We start from the raw sequence: 23,961 nt of genomic DNA on the forward strand, positions 1-23,961 counted from the left end.
TTTTTAAGAAGGACGGGATACTTTTTAGGGTGAACCGCTTGGTTAGGGCGCTGGAGTTTGTGGCGGAGATGGAGTTGTTGGCTAAGGCTATTGGTACAGGTGCGGTGCAGGAGTGTTATTATGAGTTGGTTGATGACCGGGGTGTGCAGCTGGTTTTTGAGTGTGGTTTTGATCTGGAGGTGTTGTCTTTGTGTTTGTGGAGGCCTGATGGGAAGCCTTCTGGGTTGATGGTTAAGGTGTTTAGCTGGGTGGGGAGTGGGAATGATTTTAGGAAAGCAGTGCGGGGTTTGACCTTGATGGCCGGTTGTGCCAGGATGTTTAGAGGGCATGGAAAGGGGTGAATGTTATGGCAAGGTTGTTTGTGTATACAAAGGACGTTCAGGTGTTGACGGGTAAGGGTAGAACTGCTGCTTGCCGGCTAATTATGGCTATTAAGAAGTCTATGGATAGGCAGAATAATCTGCCGCTTACGGTTGAGGAATTTTGCGAGTATACGGGTTTGAAGCTTGATCTGGTTTTGGAGCAGTTGAAATAGAAACGGCCGGAGTATATCCGGCCGTTTTTATGATTTTGACGGGTTAAATCGCTTGGTATTGATATAAAATTTCGGATTTTGATCGTCCTTGAGCTATCTTTAGCTACGATTACAACCGCCACCACCACTAGAAAGTTGGATCGACTTATTTTAGAACCACACAAACAAAACATTTTAAATATGAAAAGATATCTATTGCTCTTATTAACAGGTATTTCCACGACGGGTTTAATGGCGCAAAAGAACAATGATGTTCCATTTCAGTTACAGGGATTGGTTAATTTACCGGGTTATGATTCGACCAATCGGGCAATTTATTTTAGCTATCAAAAAAATGGGAAAGAGGTTTTAGATAGTGCGGTAATTAAAGACAATAAATTTAGTTTTAGAAGTACTGCCGATGTGGATATTAAAGCTTCGTTACAATTTACTAAGCCAAATACCTCGCCTAATGCAGCGGCTGATCCTAATTCTTTAAGCTTGTACCTTTCTAAAGGAGTAGTCAGTGTTAGTGCAAAGGGCTATTTGCGTAAGGCCATCATCACTGGATCTGTAGTAAATGATGATTATATGGCGTTTAAAAAGCCATACTTAAAGTTGGATACTTCATTGCGCTTACTGGGTTGGAAAAAGAGGTCGGTAAAAGCTGGAGATGCTATTGGTGCGAAAAATGTTGATGCGCAGATAGATAGTGTGAAAAATCTGAAACTTGTTCAATTGTCGGATTTTTTATCGAAAAATATCGCTAAACCTTATGCTGCTGAAGCGCTGCTCATGTATGTAAGTACGGATGGTTCTGCTTTGAGTGCAGGTAAAGCGCAGCAATTCTTTGATCGGCTGCCAGCCAAACAAAAAACGACTAAGCTGGGTAAGGAGATCACAACGGCTTTATCTAAGTTAACAGATAAAACATCAACCATTAATGTTTTAAAAGGTGTTGATTTTTATGATGGTTATGCGCAAAAGGTTACTCAACCGGTGGCTAAGGGTGTAACTCGTATCAGTAATGCGGAGTATTTGCGTCAGCTTAGCCCCGCTGAAATTGATAAGATTGGTAAGACATTAAAAATCAAGGTTACGATCAAATCGGGATGCGATAACTATGATAGAATTGGCCATGTGACTTTGGTTATGATGCCAAAGGGTGAAGCCTATAATTTGGAAAAAGGTGAGCAATTTGAACTTTTAAGGATTATGACGCCGTTTATGTACCTTACTCGTCAGCCAGATCATATTCCTTATGAAGCGCAGATAGACCAAATGGTTAATACGATAAAGCAAAGTGGAAAGGATGTTTATTTATTGACGGAGGTGTTTGGTACAACTGGTGCCGGGCAACGGGAGGTAATTGGTTGCGATGGTTCGTTATTGACTTTTAACGTGTCTGTTGATTTAATCAGCGATAAAACGAAAGATTTTTCTGCGCAAAAAGGGATTTCATTGTTAAGTTATTATAGTTTGGACGGCAAAGATAAATCTGCTGGAAAAAACAGTAAACAGGTGAATTTTGAACTGCCTCAGGATACGAAAACAACGGTTCTTTACCTTATTTCATCGGGGCATGGGGCTGCTGATGGTGGAGAGGAATATAATTGGAGGGAGCATATTTTAGATCTGGATGGTAAAGAATATATACGATTAGAGATGAGTCAAAATTGTGCGCCTTTTGAGATGTATAATACTCAGCCTAATGGGATTTATTTTGGCGATATTAGCAAAGAACGTCGTTCGTGGTGCCCGGGTGGTCCGGTGCCTACGCGTGTTGTTAATCTTGGTCCGTTGGCTAAAGGGAAGCATACTTTAAAAGTATCAATCCCTGAGGCTGAATTTGAAAAAACGGATAGTAAGTATTATGTGTCGGCTTATTTGATCACAGAATAAATTGATAAGAATATCTATGTATATTGGTATATAGATATTCTTATTTATTCCAGTATTTACGGATGATTTCTTTCATGGCTGGTCTGTTGGCGTCGTCATCGCCGGCGAGTTGTTTCTGCTTTAATAATTCAACTTTCATTTGTGAGATCACCTGCTGATATTTCTTGTCGTGATAAGCGTTGTGGAGCTCTTTTGGATCGTTTTTGAGGTCATAGAATTCCCAGGCTGGGGTAGTGGCTTGTTTGTTTCCTCCTGTCATATTGAGCAGGCTTCCATAGTAAAAGATGAGTTTATAACGGTCACTTCTGATGCCGAAGTGTGCGGGCAGGATCTGTAAGTGTTCCCAATACCGGTAATAGGCATATTTGCGCCAGTTTTTGATAGTTTTGCCTTCTAAAATTGGTCTGAAACTTTTGCCCTGGATAAAGGATGGTTTTGGAATGCCTGCATAGTCGGCAAATAGGGCTGGGAAATCAATATTTAATACGAACTGATTGAAACGGCTGCCGCCTTTAATTTCTTTTGGATAGCAAATGACGAAGGGCATTCTTAAGGATTCTTCATACATCGTGCGTTTATCAAAAAAGCCATGTTCTCCAAGGAAATAGCCTTGATCGGAGGTGTAAATGACTACGGTGTTTTTAGCGAGGCCTGTTTGTTCCAGGTGATCTAGGATCCGGCCAATATTGTCGTCAATTGCTGCGGCGCAGCGGAGGTAGTCTTTTACAAATTTCTGGTAGATTTTTTTTCTTGCCTGGATGCTGTTTAAGCCATTGATGGAAAAGGGCATGCCGGGATAAGTTGTCCAGTAGGTGTCGGGGTGTTTTTGATAGAGTTCCCAACGGTTTTCCAGGTCTTCCAGTTGCTGGCCTTTAAAGGTGCGGCCGGTGGCTTCGGGTCCAAAGTCGAGAATTGATCCGGGGTAAGGGATTTCTACATCTTTATACAGGTCTTTGTAGCGGTCAGGGTATTCCCAGGGTTCGTGGGTTGCCTTGAAATGGGTCATTAGAAAGAATGGTTTTTTCTGGTCTCGTTGTTTGATCCAGTCTATGGAGAAATCGGTCACCAGATCTGTGTTGTAGCCTTTGTCTACTTTTCCTGCGGTCTGGCCGTCGTCTTTCCAATCTTCTTTTGTTTTAAATGTTGGATTGAAGTAGATGCCCTGGTTGTCCATTACTTTGAAATAGTCAAAGCCTGTTGGTTGTTTTTTGAGGTGCCATTTGCCGATCAGAGCGGTTTGATAGCCTGCTTTTTGCATTTCTTTGGCGATGTTTGGCCGCTCAGGGTCTAGTGCGTCTTCGAGGGTGTATACGCCGTTTATATTGCTGTATTGTCCGGTCATGATGCTGGCTCTGCTTGGTGTGCAGAGGGAATTGGTGCAGAATGCATTGTCTAGCACTGCTCCGTTTTTGGCCATGCGCCGGATGTTTTCTGTTTTTGCGTAGTTTTTCAGTATGCCGCCGTAAATGCCCCATGATTGTGCGGTATGGTCGTCGGCCATGATGAAGATGATGTTTGGGCGGTTTGTGGGTTTGTTCGTTTCTTTTTGTGCAAAGGAAACTGAACTTAGGCAGGATAGCCAGATTAGGATTGTGGTTTTGGTGGTTTTCACGGAGATAAGTTAGGTATTGTTTGAGATTTTCGCAATAGAAGTGTTAAAGCTTGAAAATTAGTTTGGTTGGGAAAATATGTTTTCTGATCGCTCTGAACCTTGCAGGTTCTAAGGTTTGATCAGTAAATCATATTTTCTTGGGTGCAGACCGGGGAGGATGCAGAATTCATCGAATCTAATAATATGAGTGCTTTTTTAAAATGCTATTTTAATTTGGAACGCAATGCGTACCGAATTGAAATAGCTTATTGAGCAGGACAGGATAAGGCTTGAAATTGATAATAGAGCTTAATTAACTTAGCTTTGTGGCATTGAAACTATAATTTTAGGCCATATTGTTGAGACCAACAAAATGGTCATGTTCATCAGTGCAAAACAAATTGTTTAATATGATCAAATTCCTCTTTTTTTTCAGCCAATTCAATTCTTACATCGTAATCATCTTGTATACCAAGCCAAAACTTTACTGAATTACCGAAAAAACGACTTAGCCTTATTGCGGTGTCAGCTGTGATTCGTCTGTTTCCTTTAATAATTTGAGAGATTCTTGTTTGGGGTATATCCGTTTCTTTAGCGAGACGGTAGGGGGTAATTCCCAATGGGGATAAGAACTCTTCTTGTAGTATTTCACCAGGATGTACGTTTGGTAGCATTTTCATATTAATGATAATCTATAATTTTTCAAATTAACTTGTTGGAACTGTTGGCTTAGTTCCTGTATGTGGCTCATAAAAGTACTATCTTTTATTTTGTAAAACACATCGTTTTATTTGAATATTTAATTTTTAAATTACTGTAAAACAGTACAGTATATTTATTTTTTGAATATTTTTTTGATTAGAGTTGACGGGTGTTTTTTAAAGTTAGCGTTTTTTAAATTTCAAGAATTTTCGCTTTTTATGAGCGTATCTCTTGATGTCATCCAAGGTTAGAACGCTTTCTTGTTTATTGCTTGGTCAAATCCGAATTATTCTGTAAGTTTGAAATAACCAAGCTGATCATCAATGAAATGTACTTCTACGATTGTATTTCTGGTTATCTTCGCTATCATTGGAATTTCTTGTGAAAAGAACAAGAAAATAGATCCGGAGGTTGACCAGCAGGCTCAGGTTTTTTCGCAGCATTTTTACGCATTTATTAATGATAAACCGGTAACTGTGCACAGCTCTCTGGAAAAAAACAGAGCTCTTTTTAATGGACAATGGACTGGTATTGGGATGTCAAAGGGCAGCAATATCAATTTGTATAAAGTAAATGTTGTGGTGCCTAAAGAGGCGTTTAAGGAAGGGTATGCTTCTGATTTAAAGTTTCAGATCTATAATATCTCTAAGAAGACTTTTTTCATTACGGGTAAAGATGATTATTACAATGTAACGGGTACTTATATTGCGATGAGAAAGAAAACCGGGCCGGCGGAGACGGATCAGAAAATATATGCGGCTAATGTAAAGAAAAAGCCTTTTCATGTGCAGATTACCAATTATGAAACCATTAAAGGGAGTCTGGTGCCTCTTGTTGAGGGGAGACTGAACGGGGTGCTGTATAATATTAAGAATCCTTTGGATTCTATCGTAATTAAGAACGGGGAGTTTAAAGTTCGGTTTTAGAAAAACCTCATTTATGTGAGTTACTCTAAAGATCTTCAGTTGTTTACCTTATTTTTTCAAATAAAAATCGTATATTGATCTAACCAAAAATAGATGCTATGAACGTATTTGAAAAGATTCAGAATTGGGGCGATCGGAATCACCCAACCTGGCTAGATTACATCAGAATTGCTTTAGGTATTACCTTGATTTGGAAAGGTGTTTCTTTCGCTGTAAATCTGCATGCATTTACGCGTTTAATGGAAGATACTCAGCTTGGTGCTGCTTTAAGTATCAGTTTATTGGCACATTTGATTATTGTGCTGCACATTATTGGAGGGCTTCTTATAGCATTGGGTACACACACCAGAATGTTTTGTTTGCTTAATTTGCCGATTCTGCTGGTTGCTGTTTTCTTTGTGAACCTTCCTCAGAATATCTTTGCGCCTTATTCAGAATTCTGGTTTTCATGTGCTGTGCTTCTGGGGCTTATTTGTTTCCTGATAGAAGGAGATGGGGTTTTATCTATAGAGGGCAGAAAGAAAGAGAAAGCGTCTGCGTGATGCTTTGCTTATTTTTCTATAAATAGCCATCGGGATATTCCCCGTGTACGCTTACATATGCTCTGACCATTTCGCAGGGCACCATACATTCTGCTGCAGACTGCAGGTTTCTTTGGTACTGCAGTTCTTGTGTTTGCTGGTCTATGCTCATTTCTTTGAGCAGTGCTTCTTCGGGGTTATATTCTTCAATGGATTCTGTTTTTTTCCGCTCTAATATGGTTTGTTCCAGGCAGTTTATAAAACTGTCAAATTCGGGCCAGGATCTTTCGTAGTAAAAACGGAGTTGGAATTCTTCTATTTTCCGGAAGATGAAGCAATAGAATGGGGCAAGGTCAATGTTATTGTTATATATGTAGCGGTCAAAAAGGTCTTCTTCCTTGAACCGATAATTGTTAAATATGGATAGTCTGTTGGCTGCTTTGAGGAAGTACTCATTAAAGTAATTTTGAAAGACCAGACCGTGGTCAAGTCCTTTTTCATCGTAGATGACGTGGTATTTGGAGAATATGGGCACCATAACCATGGCGGTTAATGAAAGGATTTCTGCGGGTAGGTTTGGTTGAGCGGGTTTATAGGTTTTCCTGAAATCGGCAAAGGAAAGTTTTGGGGTGTAGACTGGTTTTCTTGACCAGAAGGCAGACCATTTGTATTGGGTGATGCGCAGGGTTCTGTATTTGATGTAATCTTTTTCCAGGTTGCCGTAAAGAATCTGATGGTATATGGAGTTTTCAAATCCATCTGGAGCAATGTCCTGCAGCAGTTCGGGTAGCGTTGTCAGTATTTTTTTGAGAAGAAGAATAGTTGCTTTTTTACCTGCGGGTTTATATTGGTCTTTTTTCATTGAGGTGGCGTTTAAACAAATTTAATGAACTATTCGGTATTCTTTTAATTTAATTTTAGCTGGAATTTTGAATGGTTTAGTCGTGAAACTATATTTTGTTGTTCGTAGTTGTTTTTTGAGGAATGTCGTTGAGTTTGGAAGAGGTTTATTATCTTTCGGGAGTTATTGATCGGGTGAATATGATCAATGAGGTTTAGAAAATAAATAAGAAATGAACGCTCTGAATTCCTCCAGCCAAATGGTTAAACGTTTGTGTTTAATCTGTGTTATCGCTACTTGTTCCAGTTTAAGTGTATTTGCGCAAAAAGATTATATCGTGACTCTCCAACAGGATACGTTGCGAGGTAAAATAAATAGTTTTAATGATAATGTATTAAAGTTTAGGCAGACGGATAGCAGTTCAAATGTTAAGTTTCAACTGGACCAGCTTAAGTCTGTGTATTACCATAAAAGTAAATCTGAATATTTTCCGGTAAGGATACCGGGAGGGAAAAAAGATCTTTTTTTAAAAAGGGTGGAAAGTGGTAAGATCCAGATCTATGAATTGGTAAGAACGACTTCTTTTCAAAGCCAGTATGGTGGGATGGCAAGCAGCAGTATTAGAACCTGGTATGCGGTAAAAGGGGATGCTGCTGCCGTTGAAATCAAAACCAATAACTTATTAGGCGGAAGCAGGAAGGAGCGAAAGGATGCATTTTGTGATTTGATTAAAGATGATGCTGCTCTTGCTAAACAGTTCCTGGATGCCGATGATTTTAGTTTTGATTATTTACAGATAACGGTTAAGCTGTATAATTCCAGGGAAAGTAAATCTCGATAATCCTGTTAGAATATAAAATATGGAAGATATTTATGTGAAAAAGTATTGGGAAGAAGAAGGTGTTTTATTCTATCTGCATTTTCGTGGTCATGAAGCTGTGAGGCAGATTGAGATTATAGATGGGGAAGTGAAAAAAATAAGTCTCGATAATCCTGTTGTAGGAGATTCGATGTTGTATGATCAATCTTTTGAGGATTTAGATTTAGTACAAACTGATTTCATTTCTGAAAAGGATTTTGAGGTAATATGGGAGAGTTGAGATACAGTTAAATTCTCTCTGAATGGTAGATAAAAATAAAGAATGGGTTTAACTAGAATAAGTGGTCGTTCAGCAATATTAGGTCAACTAACATTGTTGATATTGCTTCTGCCGTTAGCGATTTTTTTCTCATATATGATGATCAGGTATTTAACTGTAGACAAGATTCCTATTTTGTTGATCTTTGATACTGTGGTGTTTTTAATAGTCAGAAATGGTTTTTCCTATTTTGATATTTATGATGCTGGAGATAAATTGGTTATTAAAAACGCTTTTTATAAAAAGAGTATTTCAAAAGATCAAGTAAAGGATGTAGATGCGGGAATATTGTCGACCACATTCTGTCTTATATTGAATGATGGCTCAAAGTTTTATTTTCAATCTTCGATCTTCGACTTTTTTAAAAGTTCTAATGATGTCTTATCCTCTTTAAAAGATAAGACACTCCCGAAAAATACAACTTAGTTAAAATCAATTTTTGTGGATCTATTTAGAAAAATTTGGCCAATTAAAATACTAATGAATACAATTGCTCATTTTATAAAAACACTTTTTAGTAATCTTGTTAAGAGATTTAGACCGGAAGAAATTTTCTTTGGTTTAACAACTATATTCACCGTTATAGTAGAATATAGTTCTGTTGTGCCCTCGTTGTTTATGCTCTGCTTACTTGCTTTTTACTATATGTTCTTTGGTTGGTTTATGTTCTCAACAAAAAATGAAAAACATGCCTTGTTTTCTATAATTTCTGGAGTACTGTATTCAATTTGCCTTTTAAGTATTGCTGTTATTTTATTACGAAGTGGCTATGAAGTTTTCTTCTATGTATTGCAGTTTATTGTTTTGATGTCAATTTTGTTGTTTTTGTTTAATAGAAAGACCTGGGGAATCTATAAAGAGAACCATTATATCAGAATCGGGCTAATCTTATTTCTAAATATATGTATATACATTTTTAGATAGATGTTTTATGATTTTACAGTCTTGTTTTTAAATAAAGCGGAAAGTAAAATATACTGATTGCCTCTGATACTTGAAGTAATTAGAAAAACTAAGGAGCTAATGGCAGTTGCAGTTAAGAAAAATCGATCAGCACCATGGAGCAACTTCTGTTGTATTAAAATTAGGTGGAGGTTAAATGATGATTGTTAAATAGTTTCAGAAATGAATTTTATGAATGTTGTAAATAGTATTAAAACCAAGGCTGACTTTATAAGTTTCATCCATTTTCTTTTGGAGGATTTAAAAAGTAACTCAGAAGATTGGGAAAATAAAACATTGCCTGAATATTTAAAAGCAATAGCAAGTTGGACAGATGATATGGATGGTTATTATATCAATAATAACCTTCCGATACCTGACAATGTAGATTGGAAGGTGTTTGCAGATATTTTGTTGGCTGCAAAAATGTACGAATAAACATAGTTTTTTCAATTCCAGCACTTCAGGGTGATCGCTTTAGTAAAGTGCGTTAAATAACCCATTTGCGTTACCAAGTTGGGATACAGGAACTTCTTGGTTTTTCATTAGCTTTTTCGGTGTTGAATCTTGGATTTTGACGGTCATTTGAAAAAGTTATCCACATTTTCTTTAGTGCAGTGTGGTCGCACTGAGTTTATTTTACTTAGTGCCCAGCTATCGCGATAACCTCTTTATAACCTTTTATATGAAAAAAACACTTTTGACATTCGTGTTTGCCTTGGGATTTATTTATTCCTATGGCCAAAATACCCTTCCTTCAACTGGTAATGTTGGTATTGGAACAACAAATCCGCTTGCCCCATTACATGTTAATGGAATCATTCGATGGGGAGGTCAAGCAGAAAATTACCTGTACTCAGGGGAAGATGGTATCGGTGGTTACATTGAGCAGAGAGGGAATAACATAACGAGTGCGAAAAACAGATTTCGTTTACAAAGTTCAGTTAAAGGTGACGAGGCTAATTATTCAACGTTTTTCATAGATCCTGAACGAGGCTTCAGCTTTCAATCTAATGGTTCTGGAAATGGCAACGTAGGTATTGGTACGGCAACCCCAACAGAAAAACTCTCTGTAAATGGCAATATCAGAGCTAAGGAACTCAAAATTGAAGCAGTCAATTGGCCAGACTATGTATTTGAGAAGGACTATCAACTTCTATCACTAGAACAAACAGAAAACCACATCAAGTTAAAAGGCCATTTACCAGGAATTCCTTCTGCAGCAGAAGTGAAAGCTGAAGGCATTGAAGTCGGAGACATGAATGCAAAACTGCTGAAGAAAATCGAAGAACTGACTTTATATCTGATTCAGCAAAACACAAAAATGAGCGTACTGGAACAACAAATAAAGGAGTTAAAAAGCAGGAATAAAGCTGATTAAGTTTTCTAAGCAATAACGTCACCCTGATATGCATTTGCCGTTCTAAAGGTTATAGAAAAAAGTTATCAACATTTTCTTAAGTGCAACCCCATCGCACTGAGTTTATTTTACTTAGCATCTTAAAAACCAAACAAAATGTCAAAAAGAAAGATACTCAGCGCTTTATTATTAGTGTTCACCATTGGAGCAGTAAAAGCTCAAGATGCTAATATTTTAATTGGCCTAAATGGGCCAAGTTATGGAGTTAAAATTAAAAACAATTTTCCCGGAGAAACACGAGGCTTTGCGAGAGCTTTTATGCTGAGCAATCAGGATGCTTCCGCAGATTTTTTTGGATTTGGAGTAAATGGAATGGTTACCAATGGCGTCAGTACGCCGACCTACGGCTATATAGGGCAGAATTATACTACTCCTATGATGAGTTTTCTGCCAAATGGAAATATTGGAATTGGCACCATAACACCTTCATATAGATTTACAATTCAAAAGAATTCATCTGCGCCGGCATTAATGATTGGAGGAGGGAATTCAGGTAGTCCAAGGTTACAGGTGTATGGTTTGGATGCTGATCCAAATGCCTGGATGGGATTAGGGACTGACATGGGGGGCGGACCATATGAACATAGTGTTTATTTTCCCAAAGGAACAACCACATTACCAGGTAAACTTACTATCGGGGATTATGATGGTCAGGTATATACTACTCGAATGACAATTTTACAAAATGGATATGTAGGTATAGGTACGGTCATTCCGAAAGAAAAACTCTCCGTAAACGGTAAAATCAGAGCCCAGGAACTCAAAATAGAAGCAGCCAACTGGCCAGACTATGTCTTTGAAAAAGACTACCAACTTCCAACTCTGGAACAAACAGAAAAGCATATACAAGAGAAAGGTCATTTACCCGGAATTCCTTCTGCTGCAGAAGTGAAAGCTGAAGGCATTGAAGTCGGAGACATGAATGCCAAACTGCTCAAGAAAATCGAAGAACTAACCTTATACCTCATTGAACTTAAAAAAGAGGTAAAAGAACTAAAAGCAAAATCAAATTAACCAATTATTATGAGAAGGAAATCATTACTACCTGTAACAGGCCTATTATTGGCCAGTTTGTTTTTTTCTAAACAAAGCTCAGCGCAAAATCTGCTGGATTTGCAAAGTTGGATACCAGGGCAAGGTAGCACTGGAATCTTTACCAAAGCTGGATTAGATTCTGAAAGCACTCGTGAATGGGGGGAAGGACCTAATGGAAAACGAGTCGTTTTATGGAAGGCTCAACCCGATGGGAATTATGATGCCGACGGCGGATGGACCACAACTGCGTTTGGAATTAATCACAATAATACGTATCGGTATATGGTCTGGATAAAAATGACCAATTCCTTTACGGGAACAGCGTATTTAGGATGTGGGGGAGTATTAAACCTGGCAGGCGTAGCAGATCCAAATCCATACTTCTGGTACGGTAAACCTCCAAAATTAGACAGATGGTATTTACTGGTGGGCTATATACACGGAAGTGGAGATGCTTCAACAACCAGTTATGGCGGTATTTATGACGGTGTTACCGGAGAAAAAGTTAGTGCTATGAATGATTTCAAATTCCCTGTTGGCGCTACCAGTACAAACCACCGATCTTTTTTATTCTATGACAGAAATACAGATGACCGCTTATATCTCTACGGTCCTCGTGTAGAAGTTGTCAACGGAAACGAACCTTCTATCGCAGCAATATTAGGCATACAGAATGCATCTGCTGAACAGGGATACTTCGCTGGGAAAGTAGGCATAAAAACAACTTCCCCAGGAGACTATGACCTCGCCGTAAATGGCAAGATCCGAACCAAAGAGGTGAGGGTAGAAACCGCAAACTGGGCTGATTATGTCTTTAAAAAAGACTATAAACTTCCAACGCTGGAGCAAACAGAAAAGCATATCAAAGAAAAAGGTCATTTACCCGGAATTCCCTCTGAAGCTGAAGTAAAAGCTGAAGGAATTGAGGTCGGGGATATGAATGCGAAACTGCTTAAGAAAATCGAAGAGTTGACTTTATATCTGATTGAACTTAAAAAGGAGGTGAAAGAACTAAAAACAGATAAACTGAAGTTCACCAATGAGATTTTTAAACGAGGAAATCTCAAATAAGTTAGATTCTAAATAAAAAATATAAAATCCCAAATGAAAAAACAACTATTAATCCTAATGGCATACTTTCTGTGTTTTAATTCCCAAGCACAGACAAATGTGGTCAAGTTCGAGTCACCCATTTCACCAGCTCCAAATGCTGCTTCTATGGGTAAATACGGAGATATACCGGTGTCAACATACACGGGGATTCCAAATATTAGTATACCGATTTACGATATTAAGATAAAGAAAAATACTGTACCCGTAAACCTTAGTTATCATGCAGGAGGATTTAAAGTTAATGAGGAAGCTTCATGGATTGGACTTGGTTGGACTTTAAATTCGGGTGGCGTAATCACTAGAACTAAGAAAGGTTTTGACGACTTGTCTTCTAAGGGTTATTACAAATACAGCAATCATGGGATTGTGGGAGATGGTACAGACAAGGAGCCTGATATGTTCTATTTTAACTTTTTAGGATTTTCAGGAAAGTTCTTAATAGATTATTCTTCTGACGTAAATAAACCGTATTCAATAAAATTTATTGGGTCTTATGACGATGATGTTTTGGATATAAAATTAATCAATGACAGTTATTGGATAGTAACAGATAAATATGGCACGGTATATCAATTTAATATTGCGGAAATAACCAACGAAGATATAATCTCCCAAGGCCGGTTCAGTGGAAATTCATATAGTACAAATTATACATCGTCGTGGTTTTTAAGTAAGATAACGTATCCTACAACAGAAGAAGTAACATTTAACTATAATTCAGGTCCACAAATTATATGTGTACCGACAGTTGATTATATCTACATTAAAAAAAATGGATATTCTACTTCTGTTCCTATTAGCTGTTATAATCCACCATTTAGTGAAGTATATGCAAATGAAAGTACTATTACAACTCATAATGTAAAGATTAATACCCAGATTTTAAAGGAAATAATATTTCCAAATGGAAAAATGGAGTTTAATTCCGTTTTAGATCGGATCGATTTAAAATGTACTACAGGGAATGCGGCAAGACTATCCAATATTAAATTGTATAGTCAAAACTCAAGTGGATATGACCTTTTAAGGACCTTCAATTTCTCTCAAAGTTACTTCAGCTCCTCTTCCGGAGATAATACATTATCAAAACGCTTAAAATTTGATCAGTTTTATGAAATAGGTGAAGGCAACAAAAAAACAGGTAGATATGACTTGTATTACAACAATGTAACTCTGCCAGATAAAGACTCGAAAGCTAGTGACCACTGGGGATATTTTAATGGCTCTACTGAAAATAGTATTATTCCCACTAGTACATCTAAAAATCCAAATTCTACTTATGTCAAAGCGGGCTTGTTGGAGAGTCTAATATATCCAACAACTGGAAAAGCGACTTTTGTTTTTGAAATAAACGATTTCTCTAATTTAGGCTCAACTTTAGCTTGGACTTCATCTAACAGTGCTAATACAGGCCTAATTGGAGCGGGTGTTCGTATTAAAAGCATAACAACTGCAAGTTTAGATAATCCCTCTGAACCTTATCTGAAAAAGGAATTTGACTATAATAAAAATAATGGGGGTGTTGCTTCCTCAAGTGGGCAGATTATGTCAAATATTAATTATCATATGCCAAATAATACAGCTTCAAGTTATCAAAATACCGGAGTGGGGGGATGTGCACAGTATTATGGAACAATTATACGTTATTATAGCGATATTTTCTATTCCAGTTCATCCGTACCAATTAGTGGAGACGCTCAGGGAAATGTTGTTGGCTATGATTTGGTGACAATAAAAGATGTCGGAATAAATTCCACATTAAAAACAGTAGATGAGTTCAATAATTACTCATTGGCCAGTTCTCAAATATATCCAAGGGTACCAACCAATAATAATAACCTTAATGGATTACTAAAGTCAAGAACCAGTTATACTACTAAAGGTGGTCTTGAATTTCCTATTAAAAGAACTGATTTTGAGTATTCTGTACAAAGTTCCGATTTGGTGAGAAATTATATCTATGGTTCGTCTATAACTGGGGGGGCAATGTTGTTTGGCTATGATATTGTATGTCAGTGGATTACGAATAGTAAGAAAACAGAGACAGATTTTGATCCAGATGGCGGCACTAATAAAACCACGAAAATTTCAAATTTTATTTATGATAATTCAGATAAGCAAAAGAAAAAAGAAGATTATATTGATAGTAAGGGTGACTCCTACTCAATAAAATATTTGTATCCTAAAGATATGGTTTCATTAGGATTCACTATTCCTTATCGGACTATGCAATCAAGGAATATGATCGGAGTTGTCGTACAAAAGGAAGAGTATAAAGGTGAAACACTATTAAATAAGACATTTACTGATTATGCTACTAATTGGCCAAAGAATCCAAGTTTAATCTTACCCAATGCTGTTAGAAGTCAGTTCATGCAGGATAATCCAGAAAATAGATTAAACTATCACTCTTATGATAATAAGGGAAATATTTTGACTTTTTCTTATGAGCGAGGGCCTAAAACCTCTTTTTTATATAGTTATAATCAGCAATACCCTATCGCAGAAATAAAAAATGCAGATATATCTGAAATTGAAAATATTCTGGGAGCGGATAATATCCGAGTTTTTGGTAATCTTCCAAAGCCCGATAGAAATGATATTGACAATTTTATTCTGCCTTTAAAAGCTGGATTGCCTAACGCGATGATTAGTACTTACTCCTATCAACCGGTAGTTGGAGTGACTAGTAAGATGGATGAGAAGAATCAAATTTCATACTACGAATACGATGATTTTGAACGTTTAAAGAATATTAAAGATCAAAATAAAAATATTATAAAAAACTTCCGATATAACTATAAGGAGATATTAGTTCTTTATAAGAATGATGCGAAAAGTGTGGTCTTTACAAAACAATGTACAGAAGGACAAGGAACTTTGGTTACCTACACGGTTGCGGAAGGCAAATATACATCAACAGAAGGCGTTGCGTCAGCGAATGCATTAGCTGATGCGGATATAGCAGCTAATGGCCAGAACTATGCCAATGCTAACGGAACTTGTGCTCCATTCGATTATACAGTTACTGCAACGTCTATATCTACACCTGCCTGGACAATCGTAGGGTATCTAGTTAATAAGTCTACTAATAAAAGTTATCTTTTAATTGCCGGTGCTAATCCCGAAAGAAATGCAGTTGTACCTGCTGGAGAATATAGGCTGGATTTAAGTTGGGATACGATGGCAGAAGCGGGAAAATCTTATTTAATAAATTTAAATGGGAACGTTCGAACAGTGCCGACCTCCTCAGCGAGTAAAATTTCATTTGATGTAACTGTTAATAGCGATTATTATATAACTGCCCAACACCTCTAGAATTATGGAAAGAATAAATAAAAATAGGCAGTCATATATGGCTTTCAAATCTAACGCCCCTAAAATGAAAAACACGTTAAAGACTACTTTATATCATATATTCAGCATTCTTGTTTTGCTAACATTGAATTGTATTCAAGCCAATGCCCAACAGGAGCAGGACAGAGAGGTATCTGTCTATAATAATGATACTGAAATTACTGCTCGCGGTAGCGTTACCTTAAAGCCCGGGTTTTACATCCCGTCGGGAAAAACGGTACGGATCTATACGACCGGACTGAGTTTTGAAAAGTGTGTCGCGGCGATTAATACTTTAAATACGGTAAGTGCCAACCAAAATTACATCCTAACTAAAACCTTTAAGAAGAAAGGGATTCTCACTGATGGTGACACCCGACAAGACCTAAGCACTTGTGATGTTAACCAGACCGTCCAATATATCGATGGATTAGGAAGGCTTCTTCAAACAGTAACTGTACAGGGAAGCCCAGGCTTTCGGGATATGGTTACCCCCATAGCCTATGATGCTTTTGGAAGAGAAGCCGTGAAATATGAGCCTTATGCTGCGGTGAGCAATGGAGGTGCTTACCGCACCGACGCCTTAACAACTGGTGCTGGGCAGGCGGCCTTTTACGCCGGTACGGCCGGTATCAAAACCACAACCAAACCTTTTTCAGTTACGGTCTTTGAAGCCAGTCCTTTAAACCGAGTTGTTGAGCAAGGGGCACCAGGAGATGCTTGGCAGCCTGCAGCCAGCCGCACGGCTACAACGGGAAGAACAGTGGTGAGTGAATATGGAATCAATGCAGCCGCTGATACGGTTAAACTGTGGACAGTGAACTCTTCTGGCGCCTCATCAGTAGGACCCTATGTCAATGGCAAACTGTATAAAACCAAGAGCAAGGACGAAAACTGGGTGAGTGGAAACGGGGGTACTGTGGATGAATACAAAGACTTTAATGATCATGTGGTGCTCAAAAGAGTATGGGAAACCGATACCAAAAGCCTGTCTACCTATTATCTGTATGATGACCTGGGGAACTTGCGCTATGTATTGCCTCCGGCAGTAAATGAGAACGGCTCCAGAACCAACAGTTTTACAGAAAGTGATGCGGTTTTTAAGAACTTCATTTATGGTTACCACTATGATGGCCGCAAACGCTTAACCGAAAAACAGGTTCCCGGAAAAGGCTGGGAATACATGGTCTACAATGCCCTAGATCAGGTGGTGCTGAGCCAGGATTCCCTGCAAAGAGGATCGGGAAAATGGAACTACAGCAAGTATGATGCTTTCGGCAGGGTGATCACTACCGGATTATATACCCGTACCCTGGCCAGACCGGCAATGCAAACTGAAGTGAGTACCGATGGACTGACCAACAGCCTTTGGGAAAGCAGGCCGGATGCTGCAAACTCAGACTATAGCAATGTCGCTTTTCCAAGAACAGCTACAGAGCCCCAGGTGATCAGTTATTATGACAACTATTCTTTTGCAGGGAACAGCTTTGGTCTGCCAACAGGAGATCAAATGCCTGCTGCCCGTACCAAGACCCTACTTACCGGAACCAAGGTGAATACCCTTGGAACAGCCACCATGCTTTTAATGGTCAATTACTACGATGATGAAGGCCGGGTGATCCAAAGCAAAAGCCAAAACCATGTAAATGGAACTGATGTGGTGGACAATACCTATGATTTCATTGGACAGCTGAAAGCCAGCAAACGTACCCACGCTGGAAATGGAGCGACCACCACCATCGCGACCCGCTATGACCTGGACCATATGGGCCGAAAACTGGCCACCTGGGAATCGATCAATGGTGCACCAGAGATTGCCCTGAATAGGATGTCCTACAATGAACTAGGGCAAGTAATCAAGAAATCAGTACATAGCAGCGATACCACGAATTTCCTTCAGTCAGGTACTTATGCCTATAATGAAAGAGGCTGGACAAAGACTTATACTTCCCCGCAGTTCAGCTATGATTTGAAATACCAGGATGGTACCACAGCTCAGTTTAATGGAAATATCGCCAATCAAAGCTGGGGGGTTAATGGATCCAATCCCAATACTTTTACCTATGGCTATGATAAGCTGAACAGGTTACTCAGCGGAACCAGTACAGGCATTGTGATGAGTGAAGTGCTGACTTATGATGTGATGGGTAACATTGCCAGTTTAAACAGAAACGGAACCTTAGGAACTTATGACTATACCGGTACAGGCAGTAAGTTGAAGCAGGTGACTGGTGGACTGGCCACAGGGCTTTACACTTATGACGGCAATGGTAATGCCAAAGTAGATGGAAGGACAGGAGTAACCCTAACCTATAACCAGTTGAACTTACCAGCTACAGCCAGCAAATTAGGTTTAACCATGGCTTATACCTATAATGCCACTGGTACTAAGCTGAGAAAAATAAGCAATGGAGCAATCCGGGATTATGTTAGTGGAATAGAGTACGATGGTACCAATATCGATATCATCCATACAGACGAAGGCCTGGCCAGAAGAAGTGGAGCTACTTACAGTTTTGAGTATAATCTGACGGACCATTTGGGTAATGTACGGTTGAGCTTCTACAAGAATCCTAGTGCTGCTTTGGAAGTTTTACAGCGAACCGATTATTATCCATTTGGAAAAACCTTGGTTGCAAAAGATGGACCGAACAAGTATCTTTATAACGGCAAGGAGTTGCAATCGGAGTTTAGTGCTCCTAATAAGGATGGACAGCTTGATTATGGAGCAAGGTTTTATGATCCGGAGATAGGAAGGTGGAATGTAGTGGATCCGTTAAGTGAGAAGAGCAGGCGTTTCTCTCCTTATGTTTATGGAAATAACAATCCAATTAGGTTTATTGATCCAGATGGAATGGACGCAGTGCCACCAACGGACTACCTAAATGAACAAGGAGAGCAAATAGCTGGCACTAACGACGGTATTGATAGACAGGTTACTGTTCGGGATTATCAAAGGAAATCATTTGAAGCTAAAATGAGTAGTCTTACAAAACTTGGTTTACGTGATAATAGTCTTTCAAATTCATACTTAAGTAATGAAATTGATAATGAGAATTTTGCTAATACAGCCGATGTAAGAAATAAGATTGGTGACGCAGCAGAATCTCATATAGGAGACAAGAGTTGGAATTTGGAAAACAAGAAGGGTGATTTTTCTAGTGGTATAGAAAAATGTAATCTTTTTGTCTCAGATATGATTAAAGAAGGAGGAGGAGTTGCTCCTACTAATGACTACACTGGTAGATATCCACTTCAAGCAGGCAAATGGGGTAAAGAAAATTCCTTTGTGAAAGGTTGGGTTGTTCTACAACCTGGAGTTACACCGCAGCGTGGGGATATAGCAGCATATTCATTTGGATATAGTGATGCAACGGGTCATGCCGCAGTAGCCACCGGGAAAAGCACTGCCGTGGGAACAAGTGATTCCACCCACCAAATCAATAAAAGTGGCTTTGATTTCCGAGGAGGGGTGCCACCAGGGGCTAAAGTAATCTTTAGAAGATATATTGGATATACTAACTAGAAAACTAAAACTATTATGTTATACAAGATTCATAATTTGATTTTAATAATATTTATACTAAATATTTTTCAATCCTGTAATGCAAAAGATAAGAAACGCTTGCCAATTTATAGCAAAAAGGTAAATGCCAAGAAAATAGAAAAAAGCGACGATAATTTGCCTTTTGATTCTTTATTGAGAAGAGTAAATAACAGGATTAATGGAATTTGGGATCCCCCTATTCGTATGTATGGAGATAAAGATTTCATGATAATTTATGATAATTCTGATAAGTATTATAATGATTTTTTTAGAGTTATTGGAAAAAAGAAGTATGCGGAGAGTGAGAAAATGATATGTGTTTTTGCAGCTCAAAAAATGAAATATGATAAATATTTAGAACTATCGAATTACTGCGTTAAAATGTTTAATAAAAAAGTAGTTAGTGATGATATTTTATTCTTTATGCTATTTCCTAATGGCTGGAAGACAAAATGGCGATATGCGGAAAAATACAATGACCCAAATGTTCATAATTTGCTAAAAGAGGCATTAAGTGGTCCTAATTTGTCAGCAAGATCAAAAATTATTTTAAAACGCTTATATACAGGTAGTATGTGGAAAGAACATATAGCTAATATAGCGAAGGGCTTTCCAGAAGATTGATTCCCTATCAAGGTATTGAAACTCCATGATTTAAGGGAAGATTTTGTAATTTTAAGATTGGATCGAATGCGATGTATCTGTTAAGTGAGCAGATGAAAAGGTATTCTCCTTATAATTGAACATTCAATAATCTAATAGATTGCCCTTAATTGCATGACATCATATCGAGATTGTTATAATAAAAAAGGAAACAAACTGTGCCGACAGACACAGTTTGTTTTAAACTTCATAGCCTAATGATATTTTCTCTCGACTTGTGTCTATGGATCCAATTAACCGGAAAAATCGATCATGTAATACATTGTATCAAAGCTTTATTCCTTAAGGAAAGTGCCTGATACAATATATTGCTCAACAAATAGATTGTCGACCGTATTTTCATTGTCGAGAGGATCAATTGCCCAGGTTGTTAATGTACAGTGATTTAAATTCGGATCAATGTCGAAATTGAAATATTCAGTTTTAAAGGAGAAAAGTGGTTTGCCATCAAGCATTGGATTATAACTTCTGAATACCTTAGCATTATCTTTTACTTCCCCCTCAATCTGCAAACGACAGTACGCCTTCGTAAGTTCTAAATTGGCGTTGAAAATATCTTCATCAATATCCAGCATGGGCATTGGTTGGTGTATGACTAATTCTTTCTAAATATATAGGTTTTGGGGTAACTAAATTTGATATATTCGAATTAAACATTGCATTTCCTGGAAGAGATCATATTGATTTGCATAGAAATAACTGTGATCGTAAAAGATGAGGGAAGGGAAATGACTACTAATTGAAAATCTACATGAAATATCTAGATATAGAACAACTTAAAACAAATTTGAGCTTAGTCAAAACAGTTGAACAGTGGCTTGGACACAAACATGAGGAAGATTATACGGTTTTAAAATGGTTATGTATTAAGAAGGATCGTAATGATGAATTTAGTGTTGCTTACATTGAATCTTTCGATGAGGGGAGCGATGATTTTATAGATATATACGAGTTTTCCACTCTGGATCCCGATGAACCGCTAGGTGTTATAAATACCTTTAGTACTAAAGATGAGGCGTTGGATTTTTCCGTAAATGAATATGGCGCTTCAACGGATAAATTTGTTTCCCAGGGAATGATTCAAGAAGAGTATGCTTTGTATCTGAATTTATAGGTTTTGGGGCGATTGAGTATGATGTTGAGTGAGTTCCACTTCTTAAAATTATGAATGATGGTGCTTTGTAATGTTTTTAATGATTATATGGAAATAAAAATAACGATACCTGAATATTCAGATCAAGGGCTAAAATCTGAATGGGAGCATGGTTTTGAAATTAAGACGGAAATCAGTAATGATGAAATTTTAATTTCGGCCAATAAAGCAGGATTAATATCCCTGGCAAAGCAACTCCTGTCGCTGGCACAAGATGACGTTCCTATGGGTTATCACATGCATTATGACGAGTATAACTCGTTAGGCGAGAGTTCTGTGGCTCTTGTCATTGAGAAGAAATAGTAAGGCGGGAACTCTAAATTAGATCCATCTTATCTTAAGCAAACAACATCATGGGTTTGTCCTTGTACTTTTAGGAAATGCCGATAAATTAATAAAAGTGAAAAAGTCAATATTTTTTAGGTTAATCATATATTTTCTGATAGTAATTATATTTAGGGTGATATATATTATTATCGGGTATATGCTTGGATTTGGTTCAGCATCTAATCATTTTAGGTCGGAATTGATCTTAGACGTGATGCTTTTCTTGTTAAATATCTTGTCATACTGGACTTTCCTCTATTTTATAAATCCAGAAAAAAAATATTTAGAATTGAAAGTTGTATCCTCGCTCACCCTAATTTTTTATGTTTTGCAGTTTATTTATTTTTATCAGGGTTATTTCTTTGATATATAATTAATTGCTACTCGATTCCCGTCGAGATCACTTACTTTGCCTGTGGTTATAAAACCCAGTCGAATATTAATTTCCCTCTTTTGAGATAACTAGATTTCATTATCTTGTGGTATGCTCAAAATGATGAAATTTATCTACGCGATCTTTTTAATCTTTATCGCTGTTTGTACCTCTCGTGCACAGGAAAATATATTTAGTATTAAGGAAGTTGTTGATTCGACAATGAAAAAAAAGTCTCCGGAGGACTTTAATAAAGCATACCCCGCTTTCTTTGAGGACAATGACTATGTCGTCAGGAAAACATGCAGTGGCGAATGGGGAGGATCTATTATATTCAAGAATAAGAAAACTGGAATTGAGTATTGCTGCAGTTCGACCTGTCCTGTTGTGGTAAACAAGCTATTCGGTAAATATATCGTGACGAATACATTAGCACATCTGAGTGGATCCTCAGAGATTATTGAAATAGAAAATCCTAGTTCAATGAGCCCCTTTCAACTTAGTAAACCTCGTAAAGTAAAGGGAAAAAAAATTCGTTATGTTGGTGATGACGAATCTAAATCTGTATTAGGGACACGCAAGCTAGTAGACAGCATTGGCGTCTTGACACTTGCGAGCTTTTTATATAAAGAAGAACTATTTCATATCATAACAGATTTCCACAAAACATTCTTGGCTAAAATTCAAAATGGAAAATTTGTAACTATGAATAAGATCTCCGACAAAAGTATCTGGACATATAATCCCGCGGTTATTAAGACAGTAGATGATCGAAACCTTGTTTTCTTTGAGAATGAAGAAGTGAATGGCTATCTTGAAATATTTGGCAACGAAATAACTTTAATAAGATACAAATAAACGAATGGTTATGTTCCAGATCCAGATAAGCCAAGGAATGTTATATTGATATCTAAAAAAATATGAAAGGAGATCGGTTATATCAATTGCCTGAAGAAATTGTTAAGGCAATCTATCGTGGAGATTCAGATCAAGTTCAGCGATGGCAAACAAAAGACAATATAAACGCAGTAGATAAATATAACCGTAGTGCTATCTTTCATGCTATATTGATTAAATCAAAAGAAGTTGTTGTAATGTTATTAAAGGAATTACCGGATTTAAATTTTAAAGATAATAAAGGTTGGTATCCTTTGCATTATACAGCTCAGGAGGATTTACCCGAGATCGCCGATCTATTGATTCAAGCAGGGGCAGACTTAGAAGTAAAAGATGATTATGGAAACACGCCGCTTTGGAGGGCTACATTTTCTTCTAAGGGTAGAGGTGAGATGATACAACTTCTACTTGCAAAAAATGCAGATCCTAACAATAAGAATGATAGTGGGATCAGCCCTTTAGAATTGGCAGATACTATTGCGAATTATGATATTAAGCAGTTTTTCTAATAGTCATATGGATTTTTACGGCTAGATAGTAGCACCGTCTTAATTAATGATGAATATAGGATTGAAAAGAGAATATAGGAGATCAAAATTGATTAATATTTTAGTCTTGATGATACTTCAAATTTCTCACAGCCCTTCTGGTCATTCCAGAAGGGCTGTTTCGTTTTTACCAAATAAAACCAGTTACCAACTGGCAGCATATCCCACAGGTCAACAAATTACCCCTTTCAAATAGCTTTTACAAGCACTCAAAACCCATTTAAAAAAGTTATCAACATTTTCTTTAGTGCAACCCCATCGCACTGATTTTATTTTACTTAGCATCTTAAAACCAAACAAGATGTCAAAAAGAAAGATACTCAGCGCTTTATTATTAGTTGTTACCATTGGAGCAGCAAAAGCTCAAGATGCTAATATTTTAATTGGCCTAAATGGACCAAGTTATGGAGTTAAAATTAAAAACAATTTTCCCGGAGAAACACGAGGCTTTGCGAGAGCTTTTATGCTGAG

23 protein-coding genes are annotated in these 23,961 nt (G+C 37.6%); 19 read left to right on the plus strand and 4 right to left on the minus strand.

Features of this window, described 5'->3' with window-relative positions; genetic code table 11:
• The 3 genes from VNZ46_RS04535 to VNZ46_RS04545 form a co-directional block, all read left to right on the plus strand.
• On the plus strand, positions 1-341 hold a 341-nt coding region (locus VNZ46_RS04535), incomplete at its 5' end, for a hypothetical protein (protein WP_325558943.1).
• Positions 342-346: 5 nt separating this feature from the next.
• On the plus strand, positions 347-535 hold the full coding sequence (locus VNZ46_RS04540; RefSeq protein ID WP_325558945.1) for a hypothetical protein: 189 nt from the start codon (positions 347-349) through the stop codon (positions 533-535).
• A 180-nt stretch (positions 536-715) separates the two neighbouring features.
• Positions 716-2,416 carry a peptide-N-glycosidase F-related protein gene (locus VNZ46_RS04545; RefSeq protein WP_325558946.1) on the plus strand — a complete coding sequence of 567 codons (1,701 nt, stop codon included), beginning with the start codon at positions 716-718 and terminating at the stop codon, positions 2,414-2,416.
• A 40-nt stretch (positions 2,417-2,456) separates the two neighbouring features.
• Here the strand turns inward: VNZ46_RS04545 and VNZ46_RS04550 are convergent, their stop codons facing one another.
• A complete protein-coding gene (locus tag VNZ46_RS04550; RefSeq protein ID WP_325558948.1) occupies positions 2,457-4,028 on the minus strand; it encodes a sulfatase in 1,572 nt (523 codons plus the stop codon).
• Positions 4,029-4,393: 365 nt separating this feature from the next.
• Entirely contained in the window at positions 4,394-4,687 is a 294-nt protein-coding gene (locus VNZ46_RS04555; RefSeq protein ID WP_325558949.1) for a HigA family addiction module antitoxin, read from the minus strand.
• Between the two features lie 345 nt (positions 4,688-5,032).
• Between VNZ46_RS04555 and VNZ46_RS04560 the strand changes: the two genes are divergently transcribed.
• A complete protein-coding gene (locus VNZ46_RS04560; RefSeq protein ID WP_325558950.1) occupies positions 5,033-5,635 on the plus strand; it encodes a DUF5025 domain-containing protein in 603 nt (200 codons plus the stop codon).
• 98 nt (positions 5,636-5,733) lie between these two features.
• The gene (locus VNZ46_RS04565; protein ID WP_325558951.1) at positions 5,734-6,177 is read left to right on the plus strand and encodes a DoxX family protein; all 444 of its coding nucleotides are present in this window, start codon (positions 5,734-5,736) and stop codon (positions 6,175-6,177) included.
• Between the two features lie 16 nt (positions 6,178-6,193).
• On the opposite strand, the gene VNZ46_RS04570 is transcribed toward VNZ46_RS04565, so the two are convergent.
• A complete protein-coding gene (locus VNZ46_RS04570) occupies positions 6,194-7,018 on the minus strand; it encodes a hypothetical protein (protein ID WP_325558952.1) in 825 nt (274 codons plus the stop codon).
• A gap of 211 nt (positions 7,019-7,229) precedes the next feature.
• Here VNZ46_RS04570 and VNZ46_RS04575 point away from each other — a divergent pair, with 211 nt between their 5' ends.
• The 10 genes from VNZ46_RS04575 (at position 7,230) to VNZ46_RS04620 (ending at position 20,153) form a co-directional block, all read left to right on the plus strand.
• A complete protein-coding gene (locus VNZ46_RS04575) occupies positions 7,230-7,838 on the plus strand; it encodes a hypothetical protein (protein WP_325558953.1) in 609 nt (202 codons plus the stop codon).
• A gap of 19 nt (positions 7,839-7,857) precedes the next feature.
• Positions 7,858-8,097 carry a hypothetical protein gene (locus tag VNZ46_RS04580; protein ID WP_325558954.1) on the plus strand — a complete coding sequence of 80 codons (240 nt, stop codon included), beginning with the start codon at positions 7,858-7,860 and terminating at the stop codon, positions 8,095-8,097.
• Positions 8,098-8,139: 42 nt separating this feature from the next.
• Complete coding sequence (locus VNZ46_RS04585; protein ID WP_325558955.1) at positions 8,140-8,562, plus strand: hypothetical protein; 423 nt, start codon at positions 8,140-8,142, stop codon at positions 8,560-8,562.
• Between the two features lie 708 nt (positions 8,563-9,270).
• Entirely contained in the window at positions 9,271-9,516 is a 246-nt protein-coding gene (locus VNZ46_RS04590) for a DUF7660 family protein (RefSeq protein WP_325558956.1), read from the plus strand.
• Between the two features lie 247 nt (positions 9,517-9,763).
• A complete protein-coding gene (locus VNZ46_RS04595) occupies positions 9,764-10,459 on the plus strand; it encodes a hypothetical protein (RefSeq protein ID WP_325558957.1) in 696 nt (231 codons plus the stop codon).
• Between the two features lie 135 nt (positions 10,460-10,594).
• Positions 10,595-11,512 carry a hypothetical protein gene (locus tag VNZ46_RS04600; protein WP_325558959.1) on the plus strand — a complete coding sequence of 306 codons (918 nt, stop codon included), beginning with the start codon at positions 10,595-10,597 and terminating at the stop codon, positions 11,510-11,512.
• Between the two features lie 9 nt (positions 11,513-11,521).
• The gene (locus VNZ46_RS04605; RefSeq protein WP_325558961.1) at positions 11,522-12,604 is read left to right on the plus strand and encodes a hypothetical protein; all 1,083 of its coding nucleotides are present in this window, start codon (positions 11,522-11,524) and stop codon (positions 12,602-12,604) included.
• Positions 12,605-12,637: 33 nt separating this feature from the next.
• Complete coding sequence (locus VNZ46_RS04610; RefSeq protein WP_325558962.1) at positions 12,638-15,964, plus strand: DUF5977 domain-containing protein; 3,327 nt, start codon at positions 12,638-12,640, stop codon at positions 15,962-15,964.
• Positions 15,965-16,028: 64 nt separating this feature from the next.
• Complete coding sequence (locus VNZ46_RS04615; RefSeq protein WP_325558963.1) at positions 16,029-19,508, plus strand: DUF6443 domain-containing protein; 3,480 nt, start codon at positions 16,029-16,031, stop codon at positions 19,506-19,508.
• Between the two features lie 15 nt (positions 19,509-19,523).
• A complete protein-coding gene (locus tag VNZ46_RS04620; RefSeq protein WP_325558964.1) occupies positions 19,524-20,153 on the plus strand; it encodes a hypothetical protein in 630 nt (209 codons plus the stop codon).
• 314 nt (positions 20,154-20,467) lie between these two features.
• Here the strand turns inward: VNZ46_RS04620 and VNZ46_RS04625 are convergent, their stop codons facing one another.
• Positions 20,468-20,773, minus strand: a complete 306-nt coding sequence (locus VNZ46_RS04625) for a hypothetical protein (protein ID WP_325558965.1) — start codon at positions 20,771-20,773, stop codon at positions 20,468-20,470.
• Positions 20,774-20,943: 170 nt separating this feature from the next.
• On the opposite strand from VNZ46_RS04625, the gene VNZ46_RS04630 reads away from it, so the two are divergent.
• From VNZ46_RS04630 to VNZ46_RS04645, 4 genes are all read left to right on the plus strand, one after another.
• Positions 20,944-21,306: a hypothetical protein gene (locus tag VNZ46_RS04630; RefSeq protein WP_325558966.1), complete on the plus strand. Its 363-nt coding sequence runs from the start codon at positions 20,944-20,946 to the stop codon at positions 21,304-21,306.
• 87 nt (positions 21,307-21,393) lie between these two features.
• Positions 21,394-21,648 carry an Imm32 family immunity protein gene (locus VNZ46_RS04635; RefSeq protein ID WP_325558967.1) on the plus strand — a complete coding sequence of 85 codons (255 nt, stop codon included), beginning with the start codon at positions 21,394-21,396 and terminating at the stop codon, positions 21,646-21,648.
• 517 nt (positions 21,649-22,165) lie between these two features.
• The gene (locus tag VNZ46_RS04640; protein ID WP_146186586.1) at positions 22,166-22,903 is read left to right on the plus strand and encodes a hypothetical protein; all 738 of its coding nucleotides are present in this window, start codon (positions 22,166-22,168) and stop codon (positions 22,901-22,903) included.
• A 62-nt stretch (positions 22,904-22,965) separates the two neighbouring features.
• Positions 22,966-23,451, plus strand: coding sequence for an ankyrin repeat domain-containing protein (locus VNZ46_RS04645; RefSeq protein WP_108554227.1), 486 nt, complete (start codon positions 22,966-22,968; stop codon positions 23,449-23,451).
• The last annotated feature ends 510 nt before the right edge of the window (positions 23,452-23,961 follow it).

It is taken from the genome of Pedobacter sp. (assembly GCF_035566355.1).
Classification (GTDB): Bacteria; Bacteroidota; Bacteroidia; order Sphingobacteriales; family Sphingobacteriaceae; genus Pedobacter.